Source organism: Pseudomonas sp. PDM14, from assembly GCF_014851905.1.
In the GTDB taxonomy this organism is placed as follows: Bacteria; Pseudomonadota; Gammaproteobacteria; order Pseudomonadales; family Pseudomonadaceae; genus Aquipseudomonas.
In genome coordinates, this window is the sequence record NZ_JACVAQ010000001.1 from 1,492,978 (window position 1) to 1,518,860 (window position 25,883).

Sequence of the window (25,883 nt, forward strand, 5' to 3'; positions counted from 1 at the left end):
ATATACAGATTCTTATAAGGCCGCACACCAAGCCTCGGCGCGCGCGCTATGTGGCTGCAAATGCAGCGCACGGCCAGCCTCTTGGGGGCTAATGGTAATGTCCAGGTCGGCCTTTGGCAAAACGCCCTCGCCGCGCTGCGGCCACTCGATCAGGCACAGCGCATCGCCGTCGAAGTAATCGCGGATGCCGAGAAACTCCAGCTCCTCCGGGTCGGCCAGGCGATACAGGTCGAAGTGATAGACACGGGTGTCGCCCAGCTCATAAGGCTCGACCAGGGTGAAGGTCGGACTCTTAACCGCCCCGACATGCCCGAAGCCACGCACGATGCCGCGCGACAGCGTGGTTTTGCCGGCCCCCAGGTCGCCATGCAGAAAGATGACCCCGCGCCCCTCGGTGAGCGCCGCCAGGCGTGCACCGAGCGCCAGCATGGCGTCCTCGCCCTCTGCATACAACGTCACGCCTGACATGGCGAATGCTCCTCTAACAACTGACGAATGACCGGTATCAGATCGCTGGCCGCCAGCCCGCGCCCCTGCTCACCCACCTGCTGGCCGGCGCTGGCGTGCAGCCAGACGCCCAGGGCGGCCGCGTCGAACGCATCCAGCCCCTGACCACGCAGCGCACCAACCAACCCGGCGAGCACATCGCCGAGGCCGGCAGTGGCCATGGCCGGATGACCGCGATCACACAGCAACAGGCGCCCATCAGGGGAGGCGACCAGGCTGCCCGCGCCCTTGAGCACCACCACCGCTTGGAAGCGCCGCGCCAGGGCCAGCGCCGCCGCCGGGCGATCCGCCTGTACCTCGGCGGTGTTGCAGCCCAGCAGCCGCGCGGCTTCGCCGGGGTGCGGGGTGATCACGCTGTCGGCGGGCAGTTCGACCACGCCCGCCGCCAACAGATTCAACGCATCGGCGTCCCACACCTGCGGCCGCCGGCTCGCCGCCACCGCACTGAGCATGCTGCGTCCCCAGGCGGCCTGAGCCAGGCCGGGACCAACCACCAGCACATCGGCCCTGTCGCACAGGTCGGGCAATTGATAGGTCGACTCGACGGCCGCGCACATGATCTCGGGGCGACGCGCCAGCGCCGCGGCGAGATGCTCGGCACGGGTCGCCAGCGAGACCATGCCGGCGCCGCTGCGCAGCGCGCTTTCCGCCGAGAGCAGGGCCGCGCCGCCGAAACCACGGTCGCCGCCCACCACCAGCACATGACCGAAACGCCCCTTGTGCGAGGTCAGCGCGCGCGGCGCCAGGCGCGGCAGCGTCTCGCGGGCCAGGCGTACGGCAGCCTGCGCCTGCTGTGCCACCAGCTGTGGGTCGGCCTGCAGGTCATCGAATACCAACTCGCCCACCCAATCCGGGGCATCGCCGGTGAACAGGCCGATTTTCAGTCCGACCAGGCTCACGGTGAGGTCCGCGCGCACCGCCTGCTCGGCAACATGCCCGCTGTCGGCGCTCAGCCCGGATGGAATATCCACGGCCAGCACCGGCCGCTCACTGGCGTTGATCCGTTCGATGGCGACGGCATAGGGCGCACGCAGCTCACCGCGAAAACCGGTCCCCAGCAATGCATCGACCAGCACGCCACGCAGCACGCTGTCGACGCCGAATAGCTCGACCGGTACGCCTGCCCCGCGCGCATCGGCGCAGGCCTGGGCTGCATCGCCGCTGAGCTGGTCGGTATCGCCCAGGCTCAGCACGCGTACCGCCCAGCCGGCCCGCTGCGCCAGGCTCGCGACCAGATAGCCATCACCGGCATTGTTGCCGGCCCCGGCCAGCACGGTGATTTCCCCGGCCTGCGGCCAGCGCCGCTGCAGCGCACGCCAGATTACCCGGGCGGCACGCTGCATGAGTTCGTAGCCCGGCGTGCCGGCAGCGATCAGGCGCGCGTCCAGCTCACGCACCTGGGCGGCGGAGTACAAAGGCAGCGGTAATTGGTCTGCAGCGAGCGACATGGTTCGGCGATTCCAGCGAGGTCTGGCAGAATTATACCCACCTCGCCTCCGGTTTCCCCTCTGACATGTCCGCCACCCTCCCCGATCTCGCGCACCTGGCGCAGTCCATCAAGGACTGGGGCCGCGAGCTGGGCTTCCAGCAGGTCGGCATTGCCGACGTGCAGCTGGGCGAGCACGAGCAGCACCTGCAGCGCTGGCTGGATGCCGGCTACCAAGGCGAGATGGACTACATGGCCGCCCACGGCAGCAAGCGCGCCCACCCGGATGAGCTGGTGCCCGGCACCCTGCGCGTGGTGTCGCTGCGCATGGACTACCTGCCCGGCGACACGCGCATGAGCGAATGCCTGGCCCAGCCGGAAAAAGCCTACGTGTCGCGCTATGCCTTGGGCCGCGACTACCACAAGCTGATCCGCAAGCGCCTGCAGCAACTGGCGGAGCGCATCCAGCAGGCCATCGGCCCGTTCGGCTACCGCGCCTTCGTCGACAGCGCGCCGGTGCTGGAGAAAGCCATTGCCGAACAGGCCGGCCTCGGCTGGATCGGCAAGAACACCCTGGTGCTCAACCGCAAGGCCGGCAGCTGGTTCTTCCTCGGCGAGCTGTTCGTCGACCTGCCGCTGCCGGTCGACGCCGCCCACGGCACGGAGCATTGCGGGCGCTGCACCGCCTGCCTGGACATCTGTCCGACCAACGCCTTCGTCGGCCCCTATGTGCTGGATGCGCGGCGCTGCATTTCCTACCTGACCATCGAGTACAAGGGCAGTATTCCGCTGGAACTGCGCCCGCTGATCGGCAACCGCGTGTTCGGCTGCGACGACTGCCAGCTGGTCTGCCCGTGGAACCGCTTCGCCCGTCCGACCGACCAGAACGACTTCCAGCCGCGTCACGGCCTGGACAACGTGGCACTGAGTTCGCTGTTCCTGTGGGACGAGGACGAATTCCTCAGTCGTACCGAAGGCTCGCCCCTGCGCCGCGCCGGCTACGAACGCTGGCTGCGCAACCTGGCCGTGGGCCTGGGCAACGCGCCGTCGAGCATTCCGGTGCTGGAGGCCCTGCAGGCGCGCCGCGACTACCCCTCGGAGCTGGTCCGCGAGCACGTCAGCTGGGCCCTGCAGCGCCACGGCCAGGCATGAAAAAGCCCGCACTGGGCGGGCTTTCTTGAATGCGTCAGACCTTGAGGAAATGCGCGCGGTAGTAACGCAGCTCGGCGATCGACTCACGGATGTCATCCAGCGCCTGGTGCGTGCCCTGCTTCTGGAAACCCTCCTTGACCTGCGGCGCCCACAGACCCGCGAGGATCTTCAGGGTCGATACGTCCAGGTAGCGGTAGTGGAAGTAGGCTTCCAGGTTCTGCATGTACTTGTAGAGAAAGCGGCGGTCCTGGCCGATGCTGTTGCCGCAGATCGGCGACTTGCCCTTGGGCACCCACTGCTCGAGGAAGGCAATGGTCTGCGCCTCCGCTTCGGCGGGGCCGATGGTGCTCTCGCGCACGCGCTGGGTCAGGCCGCTCTCGCCGTGGGTACGGGTATTCCACTCGTCCATGCCGGCCAGCAACGCATCACTCTGGTGCACGGCGATTACCGGGCCTTCGGCGAGGATGTTGAGGTCGCTGTCGGTGACGATGGTCGCCATCTCAATGATGACGTCCCGCTCCGGTTCCAGACCGGTCATTTCCAGGTCGATCCAGATCAGGTTATTGGGGTTCTGCGGCATGAAAAGCTCTCCTCGATAATGCGCGACAGTTTAGCAGCGGTCAGCGGCGCCAGATCAGCAAACGCGAATCGCGCCAGTCGTCCAGCTCGATCACTTCATCGGCGGGCACGTCGGGAATGGCGAAGGTGTTGCTGATCAGCAGGCTGCCTGGGCGCATCTGCGTCTGTACCTTCTGCCACAACCGTCCCATCGGGGCGGGCGAGAGAAAGCAGTAGGCCACGTCGTACGGCGCCAGGTCTTCGTGCCACAGACTGCGGTAGCGCACCTGGCAATTGCGCCGCGGCAGGCAGCGCAACCAGGCGCAGAGGAACACCAGCGGCGCGGTTTCCACGCCGACCAGGCGCGCCTGCGGGTAGTCACGCGCCAGCTGCACCAGCGTGCCGCCGAGGCCGCAACCAAGGTCGATGAAGCGGAAGTCGGCTGGCCAGTCGACCAGGCGCTCACTGAGACGCCGACGGGTGCGCGCGCCGCTGAGGTACAGCGGCACCTGCTCGCGAAAGCTGTTCCAGTTGATCAACAGCAGCAGCAGGAAGGCGCCGAGAAACCAGGCGGACGGCAACTCGCGCGCCTGCAATGCCAGCAGCGCTGGCACGAAGGCGAAGTTGAGCGGCAGCCACCAGCGGCGCAGCCCCAGCCATTGGCCAAGGCCGGCGGCGCACACCCCCTGCAACAGTGCGGCCTGCCACAGCGGCACACGCCAGTTGCCGAGCTGCAGCAAGGCGATCAGCAGCAATGCCACGGCAACCAGCGCCAGCACCTGGGCCAGCAAGGCGCGCACAGCCGGGTAGCGCACACGCAGAAAATCGGACATGAAAAGGAATCCACCAGCCATCGAGCGCGCCCAGTTGTACCAGCCGGGACGGGCGGCAGCCAGCGCGTGCTAAACTCGCGGCCGTTTTCTCACCCCGGAAAGGTCATGGCCAAACGCCAACTCACCCGTCGCCAGAACTGGCGCATCGACAAGGTTCAGGAAGAGCGTGCCGCCCGCGCCGCCAAGCGCGAATCGCGCATGCTCGAAGAACTCGAGGGTGGCGACCTGGGGCCGGAGCAGACTGGCCTGGTCATCGCCCACTTCGGCGTACAGGTCGAGGTCGAGGCGCTGGAAGGTGAACTCGCCGGCCAGGTGCAGCGCTGCCACCTGCGCGCCAACCTGCCGACACTGGTTACCGGTGATCGCGTGGTCTGGCGTGCCGGCAACCAGGGCAATGGCGTAATCGTCGCCCAGCTGCCGCGCACTTCCGAGCTATGCCGTCCGGACATGCGTGGCCAGCTCAAGCCGGTCGCGGGCAACGTCGACCTGATCGTCATCGTCTTCGCCCCGCTGCCGCACGCGCACGCCAACCTGATCGACCGCTACCTGATCGCTGCCGAGCACGCCGGCATCCAGCCGCAGTTGCTGCTGAACAAGGCCGACCTGGTCGACGAGGACAACGCCGAACACCTCAACGGCCTGCTCACCACCTACCGCCAGCTGGGTTACCCGCTGCTGGAAGTGTCCGCCCACGAAGGCGACGGCATGGACAAGCTGCAGGCGCGCCTGGACGGTCACGTCAGCGTGTTCGTCGGCCAGTCGGGTGTCGGCAAGTCATCGCTGGTCAACAGCCTGCTGCCGGGCGTGGACACCCGCGTCGGCCCACTGTCGGAGCTGACCGGCAAGGGCACGCACACCACCACCACCGCGCGGCTGTTCCACTTCCCCGGCGGTGGCGAATTGATCGACTCCCCCGGCATCCGCGAGTTCGGCCTCGGCCACGTCAGCCGCGATGACGTCGAAGCCGGCTTCATCGAGTTCCGCGACCTGCTTGGCACCTGCCGCTTCCGCGACTGCAAGCACGACCGCGAACCGGGCTGCGCGCTACTCAAGGCGCTGGAGGACGGTCGCATTCAGCCGCAACGGATGGCCAGCTACCGACACATCATTGCCAGCCTGCCGGAAGCGGAATACTGAAAGCAGAGCGCTGAAAACGACAAGGCCGCGATCATCGCGGCCTTGTTCATTATGGGCTCGAGCGCCCTACTCCTTCGGCTCGTCGAACTGCAGCGCCCCCTGCTCGAAGATGTTCAGCTTCTGGCGCAGGTCGCGCGGTTGCAGCGGCGCATCCGCTGCAGGTGCCTCGCCCGGCGCGGTCGCACCGTCCTCGGCGGGCGGCGCCTCACTTCCGGCGCCATCGCCACTCTGCCCACCCTCGATATCGCGCTGGGCCTTCTTGGTCAGGACGATGATGTCGATGCGGCGGTTGACCGGATTGAGCGGATCCTCGCGATCGAACAGTGCCGAGGAGGCATAGCCAACCACGCGCGCCACGCTGTCATCCGGGTAACCGCCGGCGACCAGCGCACGCCGCGCGGCGTTGGCCCGATTGGCCGAGAGTTCCCAGTTGCCAAAGTCACCGGTACCGGCGAACGGCTTGGCGTCGGTGTGGCCGCTGACGCTGATCTTGTTCGGCACGGTCATGATGGTTTCCGCGAGGATCAGCAGGATGTCTTCGAAATACGGCTGTAGGCGCGCGCTGCCGAGGTCGAACATCGGCCGGTTCTCGGCATCCATGATCTGGATTCGCAGGCCGTCCTGGGTGATCTCGAAGAGGATCTGGTCCTTGAATTTCTGCAGCTGCGGGTTCTCGTCGACCTTGGTCTGCAGCTCCTGCAGCAACAGTTCCAGACGCTCCTTCTCGACCTGCTCGGCAAGCTTTTCCGCCTGCTCGGCGTCGGCGGCCTGCATGTCGTTCACCGAGTCGACCGATGACTCGGGGGCGTCCGGTGAATCCTTGATATCCGGGTTGAGCGTACGGTCCGGCGCCGGGGTCGGCGTACCGCCCAAGTCGATGACATAGGGGCTGGCACTTTCGGTGAAACCGATGGGATCCTGGAAGTAACCGGCAATGGCTTTCTTCTGCTCCGGGGTGGCCGAGGACATCAGCCACATCACCAGGAAGAACGCCATCATCGCCGTGGCAAAGTCGGCGAAGGCGATCTTCCAGGCGCCACCGTGGTGGCCGCCAGCGATCTTCTTGACGCGCTTTACGATAATCGGCTGGTTGTTTTCCATGGGCCTTAGCTACCGCGCATGGCCTGTTCGAGTTCGCTGAAGCTCGGTCGGTGCGCGGGGAACAGCACTTTGCGCCCGAACTCCACGGCCAGAGTTGGCGGCATGCCCGAGGCGGAGGCCACCAGGGTCGCCTTGATCGCTTCGTAGAGGTTCAATTCTTCCTTGGCATCGTGCCCCAGCGCATCGGCCAGCGGACCGAAGAAGCCGTAGGACGCCAGAATGCCGAGGAACGTACCGACAAGAGCGGTACCCACTTTCTCGCCGATCTGCGCGTTGTCCGCGGACGCCAGGATCGACATGGTGATCACGATACCCAGCACCGCCGCCACGATACCCATGGCCGGCATGCCGTCCGCGACCTTGGCCACAGCGTGGGAGGGGTGCTCCAGTTCTTCTTTGATGCCATTGAGTTCCATGTCGAACAGGCCCTCCAGCTCGTGCGGAGCCATGTTGCCGGACGACATGATGCGCAGGTAGTCGCAGATGAACGCCGTCATGGCCGGATCCTTGAGCACCGACGGGTACTTGCTGAAGATCGGACTGGCAGCGGGGTCCTCGACATCGGCCTCGATGGCCATCATGCCCTCGCGCCGGCTCTTGTTGAGGATCTCATAGAGCAGCTTCAGCACTTCCAGGTAGAAGCCGTGGGTGAAACGCGAGCTGAACATCTTCAGCGACTTCTTGAAGACAGTCATGAAGGTGCTGCCCGGGTTCGCCTGGAGGAACGCACCCAGTGCGGCACCGCCGATGATCATCACCTCGAAGGGGTGGATCAACGCCATGAACTTGCCGCCCGACAGAATGAAACCGCCGAGCACACTGCCGAATACGACCAAAATGCCGAGAATTTTTGCCATGAAGAAATGAACTTAAGAAGGTGAGTCGGAGGGGCTCGTTGAAAACAACCCTTCTATTTATCGGAACTATTGCGCCAGACTATAGCCAGTAAAGGCGAAAAGCCAGTTTGGCTCAAGCAGCATGAACTCTCCGAAGACCGCACCGCAGACACTCGAGGCCTGGCTCAAGCAGCTGGATGGGGTCCGTTTGCCCGTTGCCGCCAGCCAGCAGGAACTGGTACGTCGCAACCTGGTCGACAGCCGCCGCTCGCTGCGCGACATCTCGGACGTGGTGCAGAACAGCCCGGCTATCGCCCTCACTCTGATGCGCGCAGCCAATCGCAGCAGCAGCGGCTTCAGCGAACCCGCCGAAAGCCTGGAGATGGCGCTCAACCGCCTCGGCCTGAAGCGCGCCGAAGCGATCGTCATGCAGATGCCTGCCCTCGCCGACGACGACATGCCGCCAGCCCTGGCCCAGCTGCAGCTGATCAGCCTGCACGCCGCCCAGCAGGCCAGCGGTCTGTTCGCCGCGCGCCTGGCGCGCCTGTGGCAGGAGATTCACTGGAGCAGCCTGCTGTTTCTCGCCCCGCTCTGGCCGCTGGTCTACGCCCGCCCGGAACTGCTCGGCATCTGGGAGCAACGCGTGCTGGCCAAGGGCGAGCCGGCCGCACGGGTCGAGCGCGAACTGCTCGGCGTATCGCTGATCCAGCTGGGCCTGGCCCTGGCCCAGCACTGGCGCCTGCCGGAGTGGATCGCGCAGGGCTATTGCCTGCTCGCCGAGGACCGCCGCCTGCTGGTCAAGGCCCTGCACATCGCCCATGACAATGAGCACCCGCTGCACCAGCAGCAGATGCTCGACGACGACCCGCACCTGCGCCGCTGGCTGACCCACCCGGGCAACAGCATCCTGCTGGCCAACGGCCTGGCCGTGTCCGCGCACCACAACTGGAGCTGCCCGCACACCCTGCGCTGGCAGCGCCTGACCGGTCTGTACCTGCAGGTGCCGCTGGGCGAAGTGCAGCAACTGATCCACCAGCAGGCCGCACAGAGCGCCCGCCAGCACGCCGCCCCCAGCCTCTGGCACCCGGCCATTGCCCTGTTGTGGCCATGGGATGCTTGCCGCCTGCGCCTGCCGCCCGCCACCGTGGAAGCCAAGGCCGAGCCGAATGAATGGAAGGAACAGTGCTCGCGCCTGCTGGCACCGACCACGCCGTTCGCCAACGTCATCCAGCTCACCGACTGCGCCCGCACGGCCCTGGTCGCCAGCGGCATGCCGCGCGTCCTGCTGCTACTCGCCGACCGCAATCACACCCGCCTCATCGCGCAGCAGGCCGCCGGCCTCCCGGATGGTGCCGCCCAGCTGCGCCTCGACCCGACCCACAGCCAGGTACTGCGCAAGCTCCTCGCCCAGCCTGGCCAGCTGCGCATGACCCCTGCCAACATCGCGCAATTCTCTCCCCTGCTGCCCGGCCAGTTGAAGACCCTGTTCCCCAGCGAGCACCTGCTGCTGCGCTCGCTGGCCAGCAACGAGCGCGTGGTCATGCTGCTGGTCGCCGACCAGAACGGTGCGCCGATCAGCGATCAGCAGCTGCAGGTATTCGGTAAAACCGTGCAATGCATCGAGCGCGGCCTGGCCACCTTCGCCCGTCGTGGTGGATAGGCTTTCCGCTACAATCCGCTCCCCCATTCCCGTCTTCGGAGACCCCGCATGTCCGCCTTCTCCGCCCTGCCGCTGGTGATCGAGCCGCACGACCTGGCCGCCCGCCTGACGACGCCCGAGCTGATCCTGGTCGACCTGAGTCCTGCCGCGCGTTATGCCGAGGGCCATATTCCCGGTGCACGCTGGATCGACAGCAAGCGCACCCAGTTCGGCCAGCCACCGGCTCCGGGCCTGGCGCCGGAACAGGCGCAACTGGAAAACCTGTTCGGCGAACTCGGCCATGGTCCCGACGCGGTGTACGTGGTCTATGACGACGAAGGCGGCGGCTGGGCCGGGCGCTTCATCTGGCTGCTGGACGTGATCGGCCATCACCGCTATCACTTTCTCAATGGCGGCCTGCGGGCCTGGCTCGGCGACGGCCTGGCGCTGTCGCACGACGTACCGCCAGCGGCCAGTGCCCCCGTCAGCCTGACGCTGAGCGACGCACCCACCGCCACTCGCGAATACCTGCAGAGCCGCCTCGGCGCCGCGGACCTGGCCATCTGGGATGCTCGCGCACCGGCCGAATACAGCGGTGAGAAAGTGCTGTCGGCCAAGGGCGGGCACATCCCCGGCGCAGTGAACTTCGAATGGACCGCCGGCATGGACCCTCAACGCAGCCTGCGCATTCGCGCCGACATGGCCGACGTGCTCGCCCAGCTGGGCATCACGCCGGACAAGGAGGTCATCACCCATTGTCAGACGCACCGCCGCTCCGGCTTCACCTACCTCGCCGCCAAGGCGCTGGGTTATCCGCGGGTCAAGGCCTACGCCGGCTCATGGTCGGAATGGGGCAACCTTGCGGATACGCCGGTCGAGCACTGAGCGACTCTGTATCGGCGACGCCTGCAAAAATCGCCTCGGCAGGCGCCGCCTCAGCCCGTAAACTGCGCGCCACTCTGCTCTTTTCGCCTGACTCCGCCGCTGCCGGCGGAGCCGAGAAACAGGTCCGAACCTGCAAGGAATTTTCATGAAACAGCGTCTCTTCATCCTCAGCCAGTACCTGCTGCCACACCACCTGCTGTCGCGCCTGATCGGCTTTGCCGCCGAATGCCGCGCCAGCTGGCTCAAGGACCGCCTGATCGGCTGGTTCGCCAAGCAGTACCAGGTCGACATGAGCGAAGCCCAGGTCGAAGACCTGACCGCCTACGAGCACTTCAACGCCTTCTTCACCCGCGCCCTCAAAGACGGTGCACGCCCGCTCGACGACGCCCCGGGCGCGATCCTCTGCCCGGCCGACGGCGCCGTCAGCCAGCTCGGCCCGATCGAACAGGGTCGTGTGTTCCAGGCCAAGGGTCACAGCTACAGCGTGCTCGAACTGCTCGGCGGCGATGCCGAGCGCGCTGCGCCATTCATGGGCGGCGACTTCGCCACCATTTACCTCTCGCCTAAGGACTACCACCGCGTGCACATGCCGCTCGGTGGCACCCTGAAGGAAATGGTCTACGTTCCCGGCCGCCTGTTCTCGGTCAACCAGACCACCGCGGAAAACGTCCCCGAACTGTTCGCCCGTAACGAGCGCGTGGTCTGCCTGTTCGATACCGAACGCGGGCCGATGGCCGTGGTATTGGTCGGCGCAATGATCGTCGCCAGCATCGAAACCGTCTGGGCCGGCCTGATCACCCCGCCGAAGCGCGAGCTGAAGACCACCCGCTACGATGAAGCTGCACGCGCCGCCATCGAGCTGGACAAAGGTGGCGAACTGGGTCGCTTCAAACTGGGCTCGACCGCCATCGTGCTGTTCGGCCCTCAGCAGGTGCAATGGGCCGAAGGCCTGGTTGCCGGCAGCCCGGTACGCATGGGCCAGGCCCTGGCCCAGCCGCGCAACGCCTGAGGCATGCCCGCACCGCACACACCACCGGCGTCGCCCTGGGCGCGCCTGCGCAGCCTGCTCGGCTGGGGCAAGGATGCCACCAGCCACCTGGAAAAATACCTGGCCACCCTGGGCGCACTGATCGGCATCGGTCTGATCTACGCCGTCACCCACTGGCTGCTGCCGAGCGAGGCCGCGCTGTGGGTCGTCGCCTCGATGGGCGCCAGCGCTGTGCTGCTGTTCGTCGTACCGCACGGCGCCCTATCGCAACCCTGGGCAGTGATCGGCGGCCACGGTCTCTCCGCGGCAGTCGGCGTGGCGTGCCAGATGCTCCTGCCCGACTCGCCGTTCACCCCGGCACTGGCCGTGGCGTTGGCGATCTTGGTGATGCAGTACGCCCGCTGCATCCATCCGCCGGGCGGTGCCACTGCCCTCAGCGCCGTGATTGGCGGCCAGGCCGTTCACGACCTCGGCTTCGCCTTCGTGCTCAGCCCGGTGCTGCTCAACGCGGCAGTGATGCTGCTGGTTGCCGTGCTGTTCAACTGCCTGTTCCCCTGGCGCCGTTATCCCGCAGCGCTGGCCCGGCAACCCGCACCGATCAGTAATCCGGGCGGGTTGAGCCCGGAAGATTTCTACCATGCGCTGCGCCAGGTGGACTCCTACATCGACATCCGTTTCGATGACCTGCTGGAAATCGTCCAGCTGGCGCAGCAGCACGCCCAGGCCCAGCGCCTGGAGGCGGCCGACATCGTTCTTGGCGCCTGCTACAGCAATGGCCAGCCGGGCAATGCCTGGGCCGTACGCCAGGTGATCGACGCCGGCAAACCGGGGCGCGGCATGCGCGACCAGGTGATCTACAAGGTGCTGGCCGGCGCAGGCCAGGGCAATACCGGCGTGTGCCGCCGTCAGGACATGGCCGCCTGGGCATCCAGCGCGGTGCTGCGGGTTGACGACGGCTGGGTGCGCGTCAGCCCCGGCGAGTCGGTGGCCGGCTTGCCCACGAATACCTGAGGGAACGGCGACATCCGTGTCACGGTCTCAATCAATAGTCTGGCCCTGTGCCAGAACCCTGGCTGCAGCTCTGGCGCGATACTGCTAGAGTTCGGAAAACCGTCAGCCGACGAGCCTTTCTGGAATAAGCGCCAGAGCCAACGGACAACGATTTGGTATGGATAAACAAAGCCCTCACCTGCATTTGCGCGTTCCCGTTCCCGACAAGCAGGGGCTGTCTTTTTGCGATGCGAGTCCGCGCGACCTGAAACGCTGGATTGCCGGTTTGCCCAAGGCCAATATCGGTGAAACTGCACGCCAGCTCTACCAGAGCCTGGTCGAACTCAACCAGCTGAAAACCCCGACGGAAAACCGTCTGCAACTGCTCGAACTGCTGCGCCCCGAGGTGTACTTCGTCTGTCGCCACCTGGAGCGGCACTTCCTCAATCAGTCGATCGTTCTCGATGAACGCCCGCGCAAGGTCGCCAACCTCTGCCAGGCCCTGCAGAACCACCTGGCCATCGGCTACAAGTTGATCGTCGCCCGCGAAGTGCCTCGCTTCGGCAAGGACCGCGCCCAGGTGCTGACCATCGCCCTGCAGCGCGCCAGCCATGCGCTTTACGGCCCGCTGATACGCGCCAGCCAGCTCTATTGCCCGGTGCCGGAAGGCCTGTGGCTGGAGCTGCACCAGCTCAACCGCATTGCTCGCCAGTTCAGCCTGCAACGCACTCAAGTGGTCGACAGCCAGTCCAGCTGCAAGAGCCTGAGCCAGGAGCAGACCTACCTCGCCGCGCTGCTACTCGGTTGCGCCCGCTGCAACCAGATGCGCCAGAGCGGCATCGCCCGGCTCGCCGAGGCCCTGGAAGGCTGGAGCGCGATGGCCAGCCTGCAACCTGCCGACCAGCCGCAGAGCCTGTTCGTGGTCGCCCCCCAGCAGGACGGTCCGCCTCGCTACAAGTCGCTGTACAAGGACAGCGACCTGCACAACCTGATAGGCCTCGATCCGCATGTGCTGGTCGACGCGATCAAGGAGCACCTGCTGCTGCCAGCGGAGTCGCGCGATCCTCAGCGCCTCACGGTCCCCGACGGCATGAGCCTGGATCTGCTGCAGCACCTGAGCTCGGCCTGGGGCGACATCTCCGAGCGCACCTTCCAGCGCAGCGTCGGCCGCGGCAGCCTGACCCTGTGCATCGGCATGAGCGCCGTGCACTTCTTCCTCGCCGGGCAGAAGAACTTCAACGACGTGCTCAAACGCCCGGAAGAAACCAAGGCCGCCGTGTTCAAACCGATCAACAAGGATGAGCCGGACATCTGGTCCGGCGCCTTCGATGCCCAGGCCGTGAACAACTGGGAAAACGGCCTGCCGTTCGAGGAAATCCAGTTCCGCCGGCCCAATGCCAACGCCGAGGAAGACCTCGCCAACAAGGCCGAGACCTACCCGCTGTACGAGCTGCCGATCATCAACCACAGCCCCGGCGGTTATTGCTTGAGCTGGCAGAAAGACGTGCCGACGCAAATGCAGGCCGGCGAACTGCTGGGTATCCAGGACGCCCCGAACCAGGCCTGGAGTGTGGCGGTGGTGCGCTGGATTCGCCAGGTCCGCGGCGGCGGCACGCAGATGGGCATCGAGCTGATCGCCCCGCAGGCGCAGCCCTGTGGCCTGCAACTGGTGCGCAAGAGCGAGCAGAACAGCCACTACCTGCGCGCTTTGCTGCTGCCGGCAATCAGCGCGATCTCCCGCCCGGCCACCCTGCTCACTCCGCGCCTGCCGTTCCAGGAAAGCAACAAGGTCAGCATCAACCTCAATGGCCAGGAACTGCGTGCGATCCTCAGCCGCCGGCAGACCAGCACCGGCAGTTTCAGCCAGTTTGAGTACCGCAAACTGGACGATGAAACCCCGACGTCCGGGACCTCCGTCACAGCCCCGAGCAGCCCTGCCAAGGGCGGCGAGGAAGACTTTGACTCACTCTGGAAGTCGCTGTAGATTGCCAAGACCCTACCTTTTGTCGCCTTTTTGCGCCCGTTCTTCGGCGCCGCACAGATAAGCCATGGCCATCGAGAAAAAAACTATACGTCTGCTGATTCTTGAGGATTCGCAGAACGAGGCCGAGCGCCTGGTTAGCCTGTTCCGCAATGCCGGCCGCGCCACGCGCGTACATCGCATCACCTCGAGCGACAACCTGGCCGAAGCCCTGCAGCAGAGCTGGGACCTGCTGATCACCGCACCGAGCAGCGAGAACCTCGACCCCAACGAAGCGATCACCGCCATCCGCCGCCAGGCCAAGGACATTCCGGTGATCCAGCTGATCGACGGCAACGACTCCGACGCCGTGACCGAGGCCCTCAGCCTCGGCGCCCAGGACGCCCTGCCGCAAGGCGAAGACGAACGCCTGATTCTGGTCGCCAACCGTGAGCTGGCCAACCTCGAAGAACGCCGTGCGCGCCGCTCCGCCGAAGTCGCCCTGCGCGAAGCCGAGAAGCGCTGCCAGTTGCTGCTCGACAGCTCGGTGGATGCCATCACCTACGTTCACGACGGCATGCACATCTACGCCAACCGCGCGTACCTGCAGCTGTTCGATTACGAGGATGCCGACGAACTCGAAGGCATGCCGATGATCGACCTGATCGCCAGCGAGAACCAGGCGGCGTTCAAGGACTTCCTGAAGAACTACTCGGCCGACGGCACCGCCGAACTGGCCTGCACCGGGGTCAAGGCCGACGGCCAGCGCTTCCAGGCGCGCATGGGCTTCTCGCCCGCCACCTACGACAGCGAACCCTGCATCCAGGTGGTGATCCGCGCCGAAAACGACAACGCCGAACTGGAAGAAAAGCTGCGCGAAATCAGCAGCCAGGACCTGGTCACCGGCCTGTTCAACCGCACCCACTTCCTTGAGCTGATGGATGGCGCCGCACAGCGCGCGGTGACCGCCGGCGAAGTCGCCAGCCTGGCCTATATCCGCGTCGATCGTTACGCCACGCTGCTGGCCGAAGTCGGCCTGGCCGGCATCGATATGCTGCTCACCGATATCGCCCATCTGTTGCGCGCGCATTTCCCGGGCAATGCCCAACTCGCCCGCTTCGGTGACGACGTGTTCGCCGTGTTGCAGCCGGGCATCGCTCCCGAGCAGTCCACCGAGCAACTGACCAGCCTGCTGGCCAAGGTCGAAGGCCATCTGTTCGACGTCAGCGGCCGCACCGTACAGACCACCCTGTCGATCGGCGTCGCCGGCCTCAGCGAGAAGACCGCCAAGGCCCAGGAAGTGGTCGACCGCGCGCACCGCTGTGCCGACGAACTCGGCGATGGCAACGCGATCAAGCTGTACAACCCGGCCGACGAACTGGCCGCCGCCGCCAGCCGCGGCAGCCTGGTGGCGATGGTCCAGCAGGCACTGGAGAACAACAGCTTCCGCCTGCTTTTCCAGCCGATCATCAGCCTGCGCGGCGACAGCGAGGAGCACTACGAAGTGCTCCTGCGCCTGCTCAGCCCGCAGGGCGATGAGGTCCCGCCGACCGATTTCCTCAATGCCGCGCGCGATGCCGGGTTGGCCGAGAAGATCGACCGCTGGGTGATCCTCAACTCGATCAAGCTGCTCGCCGATCACCGCAGCAAGGGCCACGCCACCCGCCTGTTTGTGCACATGTCCGCCAGCAGTCTGCAGGACCAAACCCTGCTACCGTGGCTCAGTGTCGCCCTCAAGGCTGCGCGCCTGCCATCCGATGCGCTGGTATTCCAGATCAGCGAGCCGGACGCCATCGCCTACCTCAAACAGGCCAAGGCACTGACCCAGGGCCTGGCCGAGCTGCACTGCAAGGTCGCCCTGAGCCAGTTCGGCTGCGCGCTGAACCCGTTCAACACGCTGAAGTACCTGAGCGTGGACTTCGTCAAGGTCGATGGCTCGTTCTCCCAGGACCTGACCTCGGCGGAAAATCAGGAGGCGCTGAAGACCCTCCTGGCCAGCCTGCATGCCCAGGCCAAGCTGACCATCGTGCCGTTCGTGGAGAGCGCCAGCGTGCTGGCAACGCTGTGGCAGGCCGGGGTCAACTACATCCAGGGCCATTACCTGCAGGGCCCGAGCCAGTCGATGAACTACGACTTTTCCTCCGGCGACGAGTGATCGCGCCACCCGCCCATAAAAAAACCGCCCTTCGGCGGTTTTTTTATGACGGCGAAACTGTCACTCACTACCGTCGCGGTCACGGAAACCCAGCAGGTAGAGGATACCGTCCAGCCCCAGGGTGGAGATCGCCTGCTTGGCCGACTGCTTGACCAGCGGCTTGGCGCGGAACGCCACGCCCAGACCAGCCAGACCGAGCATCGGCAGGTCGTTGGCGCCATCACCGACGGCGATGGTCTGCTCCAGGCGCAGGCCTTCCTTGTCCGCCAGCTCGCGCAGCAGATCGGCCTTGCGCTGGGCGTCGACAATAGGCTCGACGGCCACGCCAGTGACCTTGCCATCGACGATCTGCAGCTCGTTGGCGAACACATAGTCGATACCGAGCTTGGCCTGCAGCTGCTTGGCGAAATAGCTGAAGCCACCGGAGAGAATCGCCGTTTTGTAGCCCAGGCGCTTGAGCTCGGCGAACAGCACTTCGGCGCCTTCGGTCAGGCGCAGCGAGGCGCCGATATCGGCCAGCACGGTTTCCGGCAGCCCCTGCAGCAGCGCCATGCGCTCCTTGAAGCTGGCACGGAAATCCAGCTCGCCACGCATCGCTCGTTCGGTGATCTCGGAAACCTTGTCACCCACGCCGTAAGCCTTGGCCAGCTCGTCGATGACCTCGGCCTCGATCAGCGTCGAGTCCATGTCGAACACCGCCAGACGGCGGTTGCGGCGGAACAGCGAGTCACGCTGGAAGGCGATGTCGACGTTCAGCTCCTGGGCCACGCTGAGGAATTCGGCACGCAGCGCCACCGCATCGGCCGGCTCGCCACGCACGGAGAACTCGATGCAGCCCTTGCCTTGGTCGGCAGGGGTGTCCAACGGCATGCGCCCGGACAAGCGATCGATGTGGTCGATGTTGAGGCCGTATTTGGCGGTAATCGAGCTGACCCGCTGCAGCTGCTCGGCGGTGACCTTGCGCGTCAGCAGGGTGACGATGTAGCGCGGCTTGCCCTGACCGCCGACCCACTGCTGGTAGTCCGACTCGGAGACCGGGGTGAAGCGCACCTGCTGATCGAGTTTGTAGGCGGTGAACAGCACGTCCTTGAGCACCGAAGAGGCCTGCTCGGTATCCGGGATTTCCACCAGGATGCCGAACGACAGGGTGTCGTGGATCACCGCCTGGCCGATGTCGAGGATGTTCACGCCGCCCTGGGCGAGGACCCCGGTGACGGCTGCGGTCAGCCCCGGGCGATCTTCCCCGGTGATGTTGATCAGGACGATTTCGCGCAAGGCGGCAACTCCCAGGCTCGCAATTGGATCGACGAGGCGCGGCGGCCCCATGAAAAGGCGCACATTCTAACCAGTTTCACCGATGACAGGGCACGTGCGCCGCTTTGCCCTCCGGGGGGTGGTGGTTATACTGCGCGACAATTCCATTTCAAGAAGAGCCGCGCTCTGTGAACCGGCCCGCTCAGGTCAAACCCGACAATTTCTTCCTCCTGCTGTTTCACGCCCTGCGTCAACGGCGCGTACCGCTGGCCTTGCGTATCGCCAGCCACAGCCTGCTGCTGGTCGCCCTGGCGCTGGTGATCTACGCCTGGGTGATGGGCATGCAGTTCAAGCAGGCCATGCAGCAACAGGCCGACGCCGTGGGCCGCAGCCTGATCGTGCAGACCGCCACCTCGGCCACCGAGCTGCTGGTGTCCAACGACATCCTCAGCCTCAACGTCCTGCTCAGCAACCTGGTGAAGAACCCGCTGGTGGCCCACGCGGCGATCTACAGCGTGGACAACCGCATCCTCGCCGAAGCCGGCTCGCGCCCCAGCCAGAGCCTGCTCGGCGAGACCGAAGGCCTGTATTCCACGCCGATCACCTTCCAGGAAGTGATGGCCGGGCAATTGCGCATCAGCCTGGACATGGAACAGTTCCAGCAGCCGATGACCATCAGCCTGCAGAGCATGGGCCTGCTCAGCCTGATTCTGCTGGCGCTGACCCTGTCCCTCAGCCTGCGCCTGGGCCGGCACATCTCCACACCCCTGCTGCAGCTGCGCGTGTGGCTGCGCGACCCCGATGATCCCGCACCTGGCGCCGGCCGCCAGGACGAAATCGGTGACCTCGCCCGTCAGTTGCAGGCACGCCTGGTGCCGGAAAAGCCGCAACCCGAAGCGCTGCCGGAAGACCCGTACGCCGAAATGGACCTCGACCCGGACTACGCCGACGACGAGCAGGAGTTCGACGTACCGAACCTGCACGAGACGCCGTTCGACGACGATCAGGACGCGCCTTGGGACAGTAAATCCAGCGTCCGCGAGGTGGATGACGACCCGTTCGTCGACCTGCGCGACGACAGTGAAGCGCCGATCTACGAACCCGCCACAGCGGTCACCGAGGCGCCGCCCCGCGAGCCCGGCTACAGCGCCGTACTGGCGATCCAGCTCGGCGCCCAGGAACAGCTGCGCCGTCTGCCACGCAGCCGCCTGCTCGACCTGCTGCAGCGCTACCGCGATCACCTGGAGCAGGCCGCCGCGCTGTACCAGGGCAAGCTCTACACCCTCAACGACGGCAGCAGCCTGATGCTGTTCGGCAGCGCGCAGAGTGGTGAGGACTACCTGACCCACGCCCTGTGCTGCGGCGAGCTGATGCGTGCCCTCGGCCATGCCCTGCAGATCGAAGTCGCCGACAGCGGCATCACCCTTCAGCTGCAACTGGGTCTGACCTGCAGCGACGAACTCAACGCACCGAGCCAGGCCGATCTGTTGCTCAGCGATGCCGCCCAGGACGCCCTGGCGCTGTCGCAGCACAGTCGCAACCTGTTGCTAGTACAGCGCGCCATTGCCGACGACCCGCTGGTGCGCCAGCGCGCGCGCATCCGCCCGATCGCCAGCCCGGAAGGCGCCAGCTGCGTCGAGCGCCTGCTCGAGCCCTACCCGTCGCTGCTGGAACGCCAGCTGGCGCGCATGCACGAAAACGCCGCCCAGCCGTGACCACCCTGATCAGCCACCCGCTGCCGCTGCTGGCAGTGGGCCTGGCCCTCGGCCCGCGGACCATCCCGCCGCGCCTACTGCTCGCCGGCCTGCTCTTCACCCTGTTGCCCGATGCCGACGTGCTGGCATTCAAACTCGGCATCGCCTACGCCGACGCCTTCGGGCATCGCGGCTTCAGTCATTCACTGTTGTTCGCCGGAGTGTGCGGCACGCTCGGTGCGTTGGCTTGCCGCCTGCTCGGCTGCGGCCCGCTCAAAGCCTTCTGCTGGATCAGCCTGGCGACCGCGTCACACAGCCTGTTGGATGCCGCCACCGACGGCGGCCTGGGCGTGGCCTGGCTGTGGCCCTGGAACGAGCAGCGCTTCTTCCTGCCGTGGCGACCGATCGAAGTCTCGCCGTTCCTGCACGGTTTCTTCAGTCAGCGCGGGCTCGACGTGCTCGCCTCGGAAGCGCGCTGGGTCTGGCTGCCCTGCCTGGTCGTGGCGCTGGGCGGCAGCGCCCTACGCCTGCTGGCGCTAGGCCTGTGGCGACGTCGGCAACAGACGCGCCAAGCCAGCCAGTAAGCGCTCCAGCGCGCCCTGGTTGGCGCGCAACACGCTCAGCCCGCCCTCGGCCATCGCTGCAGCTTGCGACGGTTCGGCGAACAGCCGCTGCACGGCGTCATACAAGGTCCGCGCATCATTCACCTCGACCAGGTCGCCTGCCGCGCGCAGCTGGGCGGCAATCTCGAGGAAGTTGAACAGGTGCGGCCCGCTCAGCAGCGGCTTGCCCAACGCGGCAGGCTCGAGCAGGTTGTGCCCGCCGTTCTCGACCAGGCTGCCGCCAACGAACGCCAGATCCGCCAACGCATAGAGAAACAGCAGCTCGCCCAGGGTGTCGCCCAGCAGCACCTGGGTCCCGGCAGTTACCGCCTGCCCGTGCGAGCGGCGCACCGTAGTGAAGCCTTCACGCTCGCTCAGCTCGGCCATCGCCGCGAAGCGCTCGGGATGCCGCGGCACCAGAATCAGCAGCGCCTGCGGCTGTCGCGCCAGCAGCTGGCGGTGCGCAGCCAGGACGATCTCGTCTTCGCCGGCATGGGTGCTGGCGGCAATCCACACCGGGCGCTGCGTTGCGCCCCAACTGGCGCGCAGTTCGGCGGCGCTTACCAGCAGTTCCGGATCCACGCGCAGGTCGAACTTGATCGACCCGGTCACCTCGACGCACGCCGGGTGCGCGCCGAGCTGGCGGAAGCGCTCGGCCTCGGCCTCGGTCTGCGCGGCGATCAGGCTCAGCTCGGCGAGCATCGGCGCCGTCAGCCTGGCCAGCTTGCCGTAGCCGCGCGCCGAACGCTCGGACAGCCGTGCATTGGCCAGCGCCACCGGCACGCCATGCCGCGCGCACTGGTGGATGTGGTTGGGCCACAGCTCGGTTTCCATGATGATCGCCAGACGCGGTCGCACATGACGGAAGAAGCGCGCGCAGGCCCAGGGCAGGTCGTAGGGAAGGTAGCAATGCTGGACGCGTGCGCCGAACAGCGCCTGGATACGCGCCGAACCGGTCGGGGTCATGTTGGTGACGGTGATCGGCAGCTGCGGATAGCGCGCCAGCAGTTCACGAATCAGTGGCGCGGCGGCGATGCTTTCACCGAGCGACACGGCGTGAATCCAGATGCCCTCCTGCTGCATGGGCGGCAGGCCGATGGCGAAGCGCTCACCGACGCGCTTGGCGTAGTCGGGCGCGCGCCAGGCGCGCCACAGCAGGCGAACGGCAATCAGGGGCAGGGCCAGGTGCAGCAGCAGGGTATAGAGAGCTCGGTTCATGGGCGCGCAGCTTAGCAAAGGGCCGTGCGAGAATGCGCGAGAACCTGATTGGAGCGCGCCATGAACGCCTACATCTACCTCGCCATCGCCATCACCGCCGAGGTCATCGGCACCACCGCGCTGAAGGCCGTGGACGGTTTCAGCAAGCCGCTGCCCCTGGCGCTGGTGATCGTCGGCTACGGCACCGCGTTCTGGATGCTCAGCCTGGTGATGAAGAGCATTCCAGTTGGCGTGACCTATGCGATCTGGTCCGGCCTGGGCATCGTCATGATCAGCATCGCCGCGCTGTTTCTGTATGACCAGAAACTCGATCTGCCGGCCCTGCTTGGCATGGGCCTGATCATCGCCGGCGTGCTGGTGATTCAGCTGTTCTCCAGCACCACTGGCCATTGATCGGTCTGCAGCGCCAGGCGCGGGGTTATACTGCGCGCCTGTTTTCCAGCGAGCCCCGTGCATGTCCCAAGCTCTCAGCACCGATGTCCTGATCGTTGGCGGCGGTATCGCCGGCCTCTGGCTCAACGCCCGCCTGCGCCAGCAGGGCTACGCCACCATCCTGGTGGAGAACGCCACCCTCGGCGGCGGGCAGAGCCTGAAGTCCCAGGGCATCATCCATGGCGGCGCCAAGTACGCCCTGCACGGTGCACTGACTGGCGCCTCGGAAGCCATCGCCGACATGCCGCGGCGCTGGAGCGAAGCCCTCGATGCCCAGGGCGAGCTGGACCTCTCCGGCGTGCGCCTGCTCTCCGCCGCGCACTACCTGTGGTCGCCCGGCACCCTCGCCGGCAATCTGACCAGCTTCTTCGCCAGCAAGGCAGTGCGCGGCCGTGTCGACCAGGTCAAGGGCGAGCAGCTGCCGCCCGCGCTGCAGCACCCGAAGTTCAAGGGCAAGGTCTATCGCCTGGCCGAACTGGTGGTCGATGTGCCCAGCCTGATCGCGCGCCTGGCCGAATTGGCCGGCGACAGCCTGCTCGCCGGACAACGCATCGAGCCGTTGCGCGAGGGCGACGAGCTGGTCGGCCTGCGCGTCGACGGCCGTGAGATCCGCGCTCAGCGCATCGTCCTCAGCGCCGGCCAGGGCAACGCCGAGCTGCTCAGCGCATTGTCCGTCGAGCAGCCCAAGCAGCAGCTGCGCCCGCTGCACATGGTGCTGGTCAAGGGCGAGAGCCTGAAGCCGCTGTACGCGCACTGCCTGGGTGGTGGGCCGAAGCCGCGCATCACCGTCACCAGCCACCCGGCCGCCGACGGCCAGTGGGTCTGGTACCTCGGTGGCGATATCGCCGAAGCCGACGGCGTGGCCCGCGACGAGGCTGCGCAGATCAAGGCCGCGCAGAAGGAATTGGGCGACCTGCTGCCCTGGGTCGACCTCAACGACGCACGCTGGGCCACCCTACGCGTCGACCGCGCCGAGCCGGCGCAATCCGGCCTGGTGCGCCCGGACAACGCCTTCCTCGCAGAACAGGGCCGCCTGCTGGTGGGCTGGCCGACCAAGCTGGCCCTGTCGCCGGACTTCAGCGACCGCGTGCTGGCCGCCCTCGGCCGCGACGGCATCCAGCCCGGCAACGCCCCGGCGCTGCCCGAGCTGCCACGCCCGCCGCTGGCCAGGCCGGTCTGGGAGGAGCTGCTGCCATGAGCCTGCACGACCTGCACCGCCCGCTGGGCGGCACCGGCCTGCGGGTCTCGCCGCTCGGCCTGGGCACGGTCAAGCTCGGCCGCGACCAGGGCGTGAAGTACCCCAATGGCTTCACCATTCCCGACGACGCCAGCGCACGCAATCTGCTGGCCCAGGCGCGCGACCTCGGCATCAACCTGATCGACACCGCCCCGGCCTATGGCGTCAGCGAACAACGCCTCGGCCCGCTGCTGCGCGGCCAGCGTCATGACTGGGTGATCGTCAGCAAGGTGGGTGAAGAATTCGAAAACGGCCAGTCGCATCACGACTTCAGCCCGGCGCACACGCGCCTGTCAGTGGAGCGCAGCCTCACGCGCCTGGAAACGGACTGCATCGACCTGGTGCTGGTCCATTCGGACGGCAACGATGTCGCCATCCTGCGCGAGAGCGGTGTCTACGAAGCCCTTGCCGCGCTCAAGCACGAAGGCAAGATCCGCGCCTTCGGCCTGTCCGGCAAGACCGTGGCCGGCGGCCTGCTGGCCCTGGAACAGGGCGACTGCGCGATGGTCACCTACAACCTCGGCGAACAGGGCGAGAAGCCGGTACTCGACCATGCCGCCGCTCACGGCAAGGGCATCCTGATCAAGAAGGCGCTGGCCAGCGGCCACGCCTGCCTGACCGACGGACGGGACCCGGTGCGTGCCAGTTTCGAATTACTGTTCGCTCATCCGGGTGTCGGCAGCGCCATCGTCGGCACCATCAACCCGCAACATCTTGCGGCGAATGCCGCCACCGCCGCGGCGGTAATCCGCGGCTACACTGCACAACTCGAATAACTGCCGCCTGGCCGGACAGGAGCCGGAAGCACGGGCAGCATCGCCGCAGGAGCAGACATGCCGAGACAACTCGCCCGCAAAGACCCCGGCGCTTTCAAGACGCTACCCTTGCACGTCGAAGCCGGCCCGGATGGCCTGCACTACCGCAGCCTCGGGCGCCCGCTGAACTTCACCCAGATGCTCGAGCGCCGTCGACCACTGCAGATCGACGACAACCAGCACTTCGCCACGGAACTGGCCAACCTCGGCGTCTCCGTGCGCCTGACCCTCAACTGGCAGGGCCGCGACTACTGGATTCTGGTGCGCCAGCGCCGCCCGGACCGCGGCGACGTGGTACTCAAGCTGATCTCCGGCTACGTGCCCGCTCACGAACTCAACCTGCCTCTGCTCACCGCCATCCAGGAAGTCGCCGAAGAGTGCCTGATCGAAACGGCCGACGGCTGGCTCGGCGGGCGCTTCGGCGACACCTGGCTGCCGACGCCGTACCAGCCGGCATTGCGCTACCGGGAAATCTGCCACTTTCGCCTCAGTCCGCTCTCCGGTGCCGCGCGGCCGGTGCAATGCGGAAACCTGACCCTGATGGAGCGCCCGCGTGCCTATGTGCACCTGCCCACCGCGTCGCTGCAGCTGGTCTATGACCTGCGCCTGGAGCTACCGAAGGAGTGCCGCGCGCCGAGCCTGTTCCATGTCGACGAGCGCCTGGAGGATGGCCAGCTGATCGCCCGCCTGGAGCGACGCACCCCGGACCTGTACCTGCTGCCGCTGCAACACGGCCGCCCGACCGACGAGTTGCTCACGCTGAGAAAAGGCAGCCTGCACCCAGCCAGCACGCGCGGCGTGTGGCTATCGGAAAGCTTTGCCGAACAAGACGGTTGGCTGGTGCGCGACGAGCGCATCCGCTGGAAGGACTGGCAGGCGCGCCTGGCGCAAACGGAAAGCGAGCCGGGGCGCATGGCCGGCTGAGGGGGATGGCGCTGACCAGGCGGTCGGCGCCATGACGCATCACTTGCTGCGGATCTTCTCGACGATGGCAGTGGTCGAGCTGTTCTCCACCAGCCCCAGCACGCGCACTTCGCCACCGTAAGCAGTAACGATATCGGCGCCCACGACCTGCTCGATGCCATAGTCGCCGCCCTTCACCAGCACATCCGGCTGCACCTGCTTGAGCAGGCGCTCGGGGGTGTCCTCGCTGAAGCTCACCACCCAATCCACCGCGCCAAGGCCGGCGAGCACGGCCATGCGCCGGTCCACAGCATTGATCGGTCGGCCCGGACCTTTCAGGCGGCTGACCGAGGCATCGTCATTGACCGCCAGCACCAGGCGATCGCCTTGCGCACGCGCCTGCTCCAGGTAGGTCACGTGACCGGCATGCAGGATATCGAAGCAGCCATTGGTGAAGACGATCTTCTCGCCATGGGCACGCGCGTCTTCGATGGCGACAAGCAGTTGGTCCAGGCTCAGCACGCCGCGCTCGGAACCCTCCTCGCGCTGCACTGCACGGCGTAGCTCGGGGGCGCTGATTGCCGCGGTGCCGAGCTTGCCGACCACGATACCGGCGGCCAGGTTGGCCAGGGCCACGGCCTGCGGCAGCTCCTCGCCGGCGGCCAGGCTGGCGGCCAGGGTGGAAATCACCGTGTCACCGGCACCGGTCACATCGAACACTTCGCGGGCACGCGCCGGCAGGTGTAGCGGCGCGTGATCCGGGCGCAGCAGGGTCATGCCGTGCTCGCCGCGGGTCACCAGCAGTGCGCCCAGCTCCAGCTCGCGCATCAGGTTGGCGCCTTTGCTGACCAGCTCGGCCTCGTCGGCGCACCCCCCGACGATGGCTTCGAACTCGCTGAGATTGGGGGTGATCAGGCTGGCGCCGCGGTAGATCGAGAAGTCCTTGCCCTTGGGATCGGCCAGCACCGGAATGCCACGCTTGCGCGCCAGCTGGACCAGGGCCTGATGGTTCTTCAGCGCACCCTTGCCGTAGTCGGACAGCACCAGCACCTTGACCCCGTCGAGCAGACGCTCGACTTCGCGGGCCAGCGCCTCGGTATCGGTGTTGAAGGGCTCTTCGAAGTCCATCCGCAGCAGTTGCTGGTGACGGCTCATGACGCGCAGCTTGACGATGGTGGGTTGATCGTCGATGCGTTGGAAGCAGGTTTGCACGCCCACACCCGCCAGGCTGTCGCGCAGGCTCTCGGCGGCCTCGTCGTCACCGGTCACACCGATCAGCGTGGCTGGCGCGCCCAGCGCTGCGATGTTCAGCGCGACGTTGGCGGCGCCGCCCGGGCGATCCTCGATCTGCTCGACGCGCACCACCGGCACTGGCGCTTCCGGCGAAATACGCGACGTGCCGCCATGCCAGTAACGGTCGAGCATGACATCGCCCACCACCAGAACGGGGGCTTGATCGTAACGCGGCATGGACAACTTCATGGCAACTCCGGAGCGGCAAAATCGACGCGGATCATAACATTGTAGGGAGGGTGGCTCGACCTGCCCGGGCCCCGCCTCG

Annotated in this window: 23 protein-coding genes; 14 read left to right on the forward strand and 9 right to left on the reverse strand. The window is 66.5% G+C overall.

Annotated features, from left to right (window positions below):
* Positions 1 to 12 precede the first annotated feature (12 nt).
* On the reverse strand, positions 13 to 468 hold the full coding sequence (gene tsaE / locus IB229_RS07105) for a tRNA (adenosine(37)-N6)-threonylcarbamoyltransferase complex ATPase subunit type 1 TsaE (RefSeq protein ID WP_192326336.1): 456 nt from the start codon (positions 466 to 468) through the stop codon (positions 13 to 15).
* Positions 456 to 1,955: an NAD(P)H-hydrate dehydratase gene (locus IB229_RS07110; RefSeq protein ID WP_192326338.1), complete on the reverse strand. Its 1,500-nt coding sequence runs from the start codon at positions 1,953 to 1,955 to the stop codon at positions 456 to 458. The genes tsaE and IB229_RS07110 overlap by 13 nt, the downstream gene beginning before the upstream one ends.
* A 65-nt stretch (positions 1,956 to 2,020) precedes the next feature.
* Between IB229_RS07110 and queG the strand changes: the two genes are divergently transcribed.
* A complete protein-coding gene (gene queG / locus IB229_RS07115; protein WP_192326340.1) occupies positions 2,021 to 3,085 on the forward strand; it encodes a tRNA epoxyqueuosine(34) reductase QueG in 1,065 nt (354 codons plus the stop codon).
* A 34-nt stretch (positions 3,086 to 3,119) separates the two neighbouring features.
* Here the strand turns inward: queG and orn are convergent, their stop codons facing one another.
* Together orn and IB229_RS07125 are read right to left on the reverse strand one after the other, a co-directional pair.
* A complete protein-coding gene (orn, locus tag IB229_RS07120; protein WP_192326342.1) occupies positions 3,120 to 3,665 on the reverse strand; it encodes an oligoribonuclease in 546 nt (181 codons plus the stop codon).
* Between the two features lie 40 nt (positions 3,666 to 3,705).
* On the reverse strand, positions 3,706 to 4,476 hold the full coding sequence (locus IB229_RS07125) for a class I SAM-dependent methyltransferase (RefSeq protein WP_192326344.1): 771 nt from the start codon (positions 4,474 to 4,476) through the stop codon (positions 3,706 to 3,708).
* A 105-nt stretch (positions 4,477 to 4,581) separates the two neighbouring features.
* Here IB229_RS07125 and rsgA point away from each other — a divergent pair, with 105 nt between their 5' ends.
* The gene (rsgA, locus tag IB229_RS07130; protein ID WP_192326346.1) at positions 4,582 to 5,613 is read left to right on the forward strand and encodes a small ribosomal subunit biogenesis GTPase RsgA; all 1,032 of its coding nucleotides are present in this window, start codon (positions 4,582 to 4,584) and stop codon (positions 5,611 to 5,613) included.
* Positions 5,614 to 5,679: 66 nt separating this feature from the next.
* Here the strand turns inward: rsgA and motB are convergent, their stop codons facing one another.
* Positions 5,680 to 6,714: a flagellar motor protein MotB gene (gene motB / locus IB229_RS07135; RefSeq protein ID WP_192326349.1), complete on the reverse strand. Its 1,035-nt coding sequence runs from the start codon at positions 6,712 to 6,714 to the stop codon at positions 5,680 to 5,682.
* 5 nt (positions 6,715 to 6,719) lie between these two features.
* Positions 6,720 to 7,571 (reverse strand): flagellar motor stator protein MotA, encoded by an 852-nt coding sequence (motA, locus tag IB229_RS07140; RefSeq protein WP_192326350.1) that lies wholly within the window; start codon positions 7,569 to 7,571, stop codon positions 6,720 to 6,722.
* 121 nt (positions 7,572 to 7,692) lie between these two features.
* On the opposite strand from motA, the gene IB229_RS07145 reads away from it, so the two are divergent.
* From IB229_RS07145 to IB229_RS07170, 6 genes are all read left to right on the forward strand, one after another.
* Positions 7,693 to 9,210, forward strand: coding sequence for an HDOD domain-containing protein (locus tag IB229_RS07145; protein ID WP_192326352.1), 1,518 nt, complete (start codon positions 7,693 to 7,695; stop codon positions 9,208 to 9,210).
* A gap of 48 nt (positions 9,211 to 9,258) precedes the next feature.
* The gene (locus IB229_RS07150) at positions 9,259 to 10,074 is read left to right on the forward strand and encodes a rhodanese-like domain-containing protein (protein WP_192326354.1); all 816 of its coding nucleotides are present in this window, start codon (positions 9,259 to 9,261) and stop codon (positions 10,072 to 10,074) included.
* A gap of 139 nt (positions 10,075 to 10,213) precedes the next feature.
* On the forward strand, positions 10,214 to 11,083 hold the full coding sequence (asd, locus tag IB229_RS07155) for an archaetidylserine decarboxylase (protein WP_192329306.1): 870 nt from the start codon (positions 10,214 to 10,216) through the stop codon (positions 11,081 to 11,083).
* Positions 11,084 to 11,086: 3 nt separating this feature from the next.
* Positions 11,087 to 12,073 carry an HPP family protein gene (locus tag IB229_RS07160; protein ID WP_192326356.1) on the forward strand — a complete coding sequence of 329 codons (987 nt, stop codon included), beginning with the start codon at positions 11,087 to 11,089 and terminating at the stop codon, positions 12,071 to 12,073.
* A 157-nt stretch (positions 12,074 to 12,230) separates the two neighbouring features.
* The gene (locus IB229_RS07165; protein ID WP_192326358.1) at positions 12,231 to 14,036 is read left to right on the forward strand and encodes a molecular chaperone; all 1,806 of its coding nucleotides are present in this window, start codon (positions 12,231 to 12,233) and stop codon (positions 14,034 to 14,036) included.
* Positions 14,037 to 14,100: 64 nt separating this feature from the next.
* Positions 14,101 to 16,167: an EAL domain-containing protein gene (locus IB229_RS07170; protein ID WP_192326360.1), complete on the forward strand. Its 2,067-nt coding sequence runs from the start codon at positions 14,101 to 14,103 to the stop codon at positions 16,165 to 16,167.
* Positions 16,168 to 16,227: 60 nt separating this feature from the next.
* On the opposite strand, the gene serB is transcribed toward IB229_RS07170, so the two are convergent.
* A complete protein-coding gene (gene serB, locus IB229_RS07175) occupies positions 16,228 to 17,442 on the reverse strand; it encodes a phosphoserine phosphatase SerB (protein ID WP_192326362.1) in 1,215 nt (404 codons plus the stop codon).
* A 167-nt stretch (positions 17,443 to 17,609) separates the two neighbouring features.
* On the opposite strand from serB, the gene IB229_RS07180 reads away from it, so the two are divergent.
* Both IB229_RS07180 and IB229_RS07185 read left to right on the forward strand, forming a co-directional pair.
* The gene (locus tag IB229_RS07180; RefSeq protein ID WP_192326364.1) at positions 17,610 to 19,136 is read left to right on the forward strand and encodes a histidine kinase; all 1,527 of its coding nucleotides are present in this window, start codon (positions 17,610 to 17,612) and stop codon (positions 19,134 to 19,136) included.
* Positions 19,133 to 19,699 (forward strand): metal-dependent hydrolase, encoded by a 567-nt coding sequence (locus IB229_RS07185; protein ID WP_192326366.1) that lies wholly within the window; start codon positions 19,133 to 19,135, stop codon positions 19,697 to 19,699. The genes IB229_RS07180 and IB229_RS07185 overlap by 4 nt, the downstream gene beginning before the upstream one ends.
* On the opposite strand, the gene waaA is transcribed toward IB229_RS07185, so the two are convergent.
* Complete coding sequence (gene waaA, locus IB229_RS07190; RefSeq protein WP_192326368.1) at positions 19,652 to 20,935, reverse strand: lipid IV(A) 3-deoxy-D-manno-octulosonic acid transferase; 1,284 nt, start codon at positions 20,933 to 20,935, stop codon at positions 19,652 to 19,654. The two genes, IB229_RS07185 and waaA, sit on opposite strands and share 48 nt — an antisense overlap.
* Positions 20,936 to 20,995: 60 nt before the next feature.
* Here waaA and IB229_RS07195 point away from each other — a divergent pair, with 60 nt between their 5' ends.
* From IB229_RS07195 to IB229_RS07210, 4 genes are all read left to right on the forward strand, one after another.
* Entirely contained in the window at positions 20,996 to 21,328 is a 333-nt protein-coding gene (locus IB229_RS07195; RefSeq protein WP_192326370.1) for a DMT family transporter, read from the forward strand.
* Positions 21,329 to 21,389: 61 nt separating this feature from the next.
* Complete coding sequence (locus tag IB229_RS07200; protein ID WP_192326372.1) at positions 21,390 to 22,565, forward strand: NAD(P)/FAD-dependent oxidoreductase; 1,176 nt, start codon at positions 21,390 to 21,392, stop codon at positions 22,563 to 22,565.
* On the forward strand, positions 22,562 to 23,380 hold the full coding sequence (locus tag IB229_RS07205) for an aldo/keto reductase (protein WP_192326374.1): 819 nt from the start codon (positions 22,562 to 22,564) through the stop codon (positions 23,378 to 23,380). The genes IB229_RS07200 and IB229_RS07205 overlap by 4 nt, the downstream gene beginning before the upstream one ends.
* Positions 23,381 to 23,437: 57 nt before the next feature.
* On the forward strand, positions 23,438 to 24,343 hold the full coding sequence (locus IB229_RS07210) for a metal ABC transporter ATPase (protein ID WP_192326376.1): 906 nt from the start codon (positions 23,438 to 23,440) through the stop codon (positions 24,341 to 24,343).
* Between the two features lie 39 nt (positions 24,344 to 24,382).
* Here the strand turns inward: IB229_RS07210 and hldE are convergent, their stop codons facing one another.
* Positions 24,383 to 25,804: a bifunctional D-glycero-beta-D-manno-heptose-7-phosphate kinase/D-glycero-beta-D-manno-heptose 1-phosphate adenylyltransferase HldE gene (gene hldE / locus IB229_RS07215; protein ID WP_192326378.1), complete on the reverse strand. Its 1,422-nt coding sequence runs from the start codon at positions 25,802 to 25,804 to the stop codon at positions 24,383 to 24,385.
* Positions 25,805 to 25,883 lie beyond the last annotated feature (79 nt).

Excerpts from the sequence above, each read along its gene's own strand:
- IB229_RS07145 (WP_192326352.1), top strand. The coding sequence starts at position 7,693 with ATGAACTCTCCGAAGACCGCACCGCAGACACTCGAGGCCTGGCTCAAG.
- IB229_RS07110 (WP_192326338.1), bottom strand. The coding sequence starts at position 1,955 with ATGTCGCTCGCTGCAGACCAATTACCGCTGCCTTTGTACTCCGCCGCC.
- IB229_RS07200 (WP_192326372.1), top strand. The coding sequence starts at position 21,390 with ATGTCCCAAGCTCTCAGCACCGATGTCCTGATCGTTGGCGGCGGTATC.
- tsaE (WP_192326336.1), bottom strand. The coding sequence starts at position 468 with ATGTCAGGCGTGACGTTGTATGCAGAGGGCGAGGACGCCATGCTGGCG.
- IB229_RS07150 (WP_192326354.1), top strand. The coding sequence starts at position 9,259 with ATGTCCGCCTTCTCCGCCCTGCCGCTGGTGATCGAGCCGCACGACCTG.
- waaA (WP_192326368.1), bottom strand. The coding sequence starts at position 20,935 with ATGAACCGAGCTCTCTATACCCTGCTGCTGCACCTGGCCCTGCCCCTG.
- hldE (WP_192326378.1), bottom strand. The coding sequence starts at position 25,804 with ATGAAGTTGTCCATGCCGCGTTACGATCAAGCCCCCGTTCTGGTGGTG.
- motA (WP_192326350.1), bottom strand. The coding sequence starts at position 7,571 with ATGGCAAAAATTCTCGGCATTTTGGTCGTATTCGGCAGTGTGCTCGGC.
- motB (WP_192326349.1), bottom strand. The coding sequence starts at position 6,714 with ATGGAAAACAACCAGCCGATTATCGTAAAGCGCGTCAAGAAGATCGCT.
- IB229_RS07165 (WP_192326358.1), top strand. The coding sequence starts at position 12,231 with ATGGATAAACAAAGCCCTCACCTGCATTTGCGCGTTCCCGTTCCCGAC.
- IB229_RS07160 (WP_192326356.1), top strand. The coding sequence starts at position 11,087 with ATGCCCGCACCGCACACACCACCGGCGTCGCCCTGGGCGCGCCTGCGC.
- IB229_RS07170 (WP_192326360.1), top strand. The coding sequence starts at position 14,101 with ATGGCCATCGAGAAAAAAACTATACGTCTGCTGATTCTTGAGGATTCG.
- IB229_RS07125 (WP_192326344.1), bottom strand. The coding sequence starts at position 4,476 with ATGTCCGATTTTCTGCGTGTGCGCTACCCGGCTGTGCGCGCCTTGCTG.
- queG (WP_192326340.1), top strand. The coding sequence starts at position 2,021 with ATGTCCGCCACCCTCCCCGATCTCGCGCACCTGGCGCAGTCCATCAAG.
- orn (WP_192326342.1), bottom strand. The coding sequence starts at position 3,665 with ATGCCGCAGAACCCCAATAACCTGATCTGGATCGACCTGGAAATGACC.
- rsgA (WP_192326346.1), top strand. The coding sequence starts at position 4,582 with ATGGCCAAACGCCAACTCACCCGTCGCCAGAACTGGCGCATCGACAAG.
- IB229_RS07205 (WP_192326374.1), top strand. The coding sequence starts at position 22,562 with ATGAGCCTGCACGACCTGCACCGCCCGCTGGGCGGCACCGGCCTGCGG.
- IB229_RS07210 (WP_192326376.1), top strand. The coding sequence starts at position 23,438 with ATGCCGAGACAACTCGCCCGCAAAGACCCCGGCGCTTTCAAGACGCTA.
- IB229_RS07195 (WP_192326370.1), top strand. The coding sequence starts at position 20,996 with ATGAACGCCTACATCTACCTCGCCATCGCCATCACCGCCGAGGTCATC.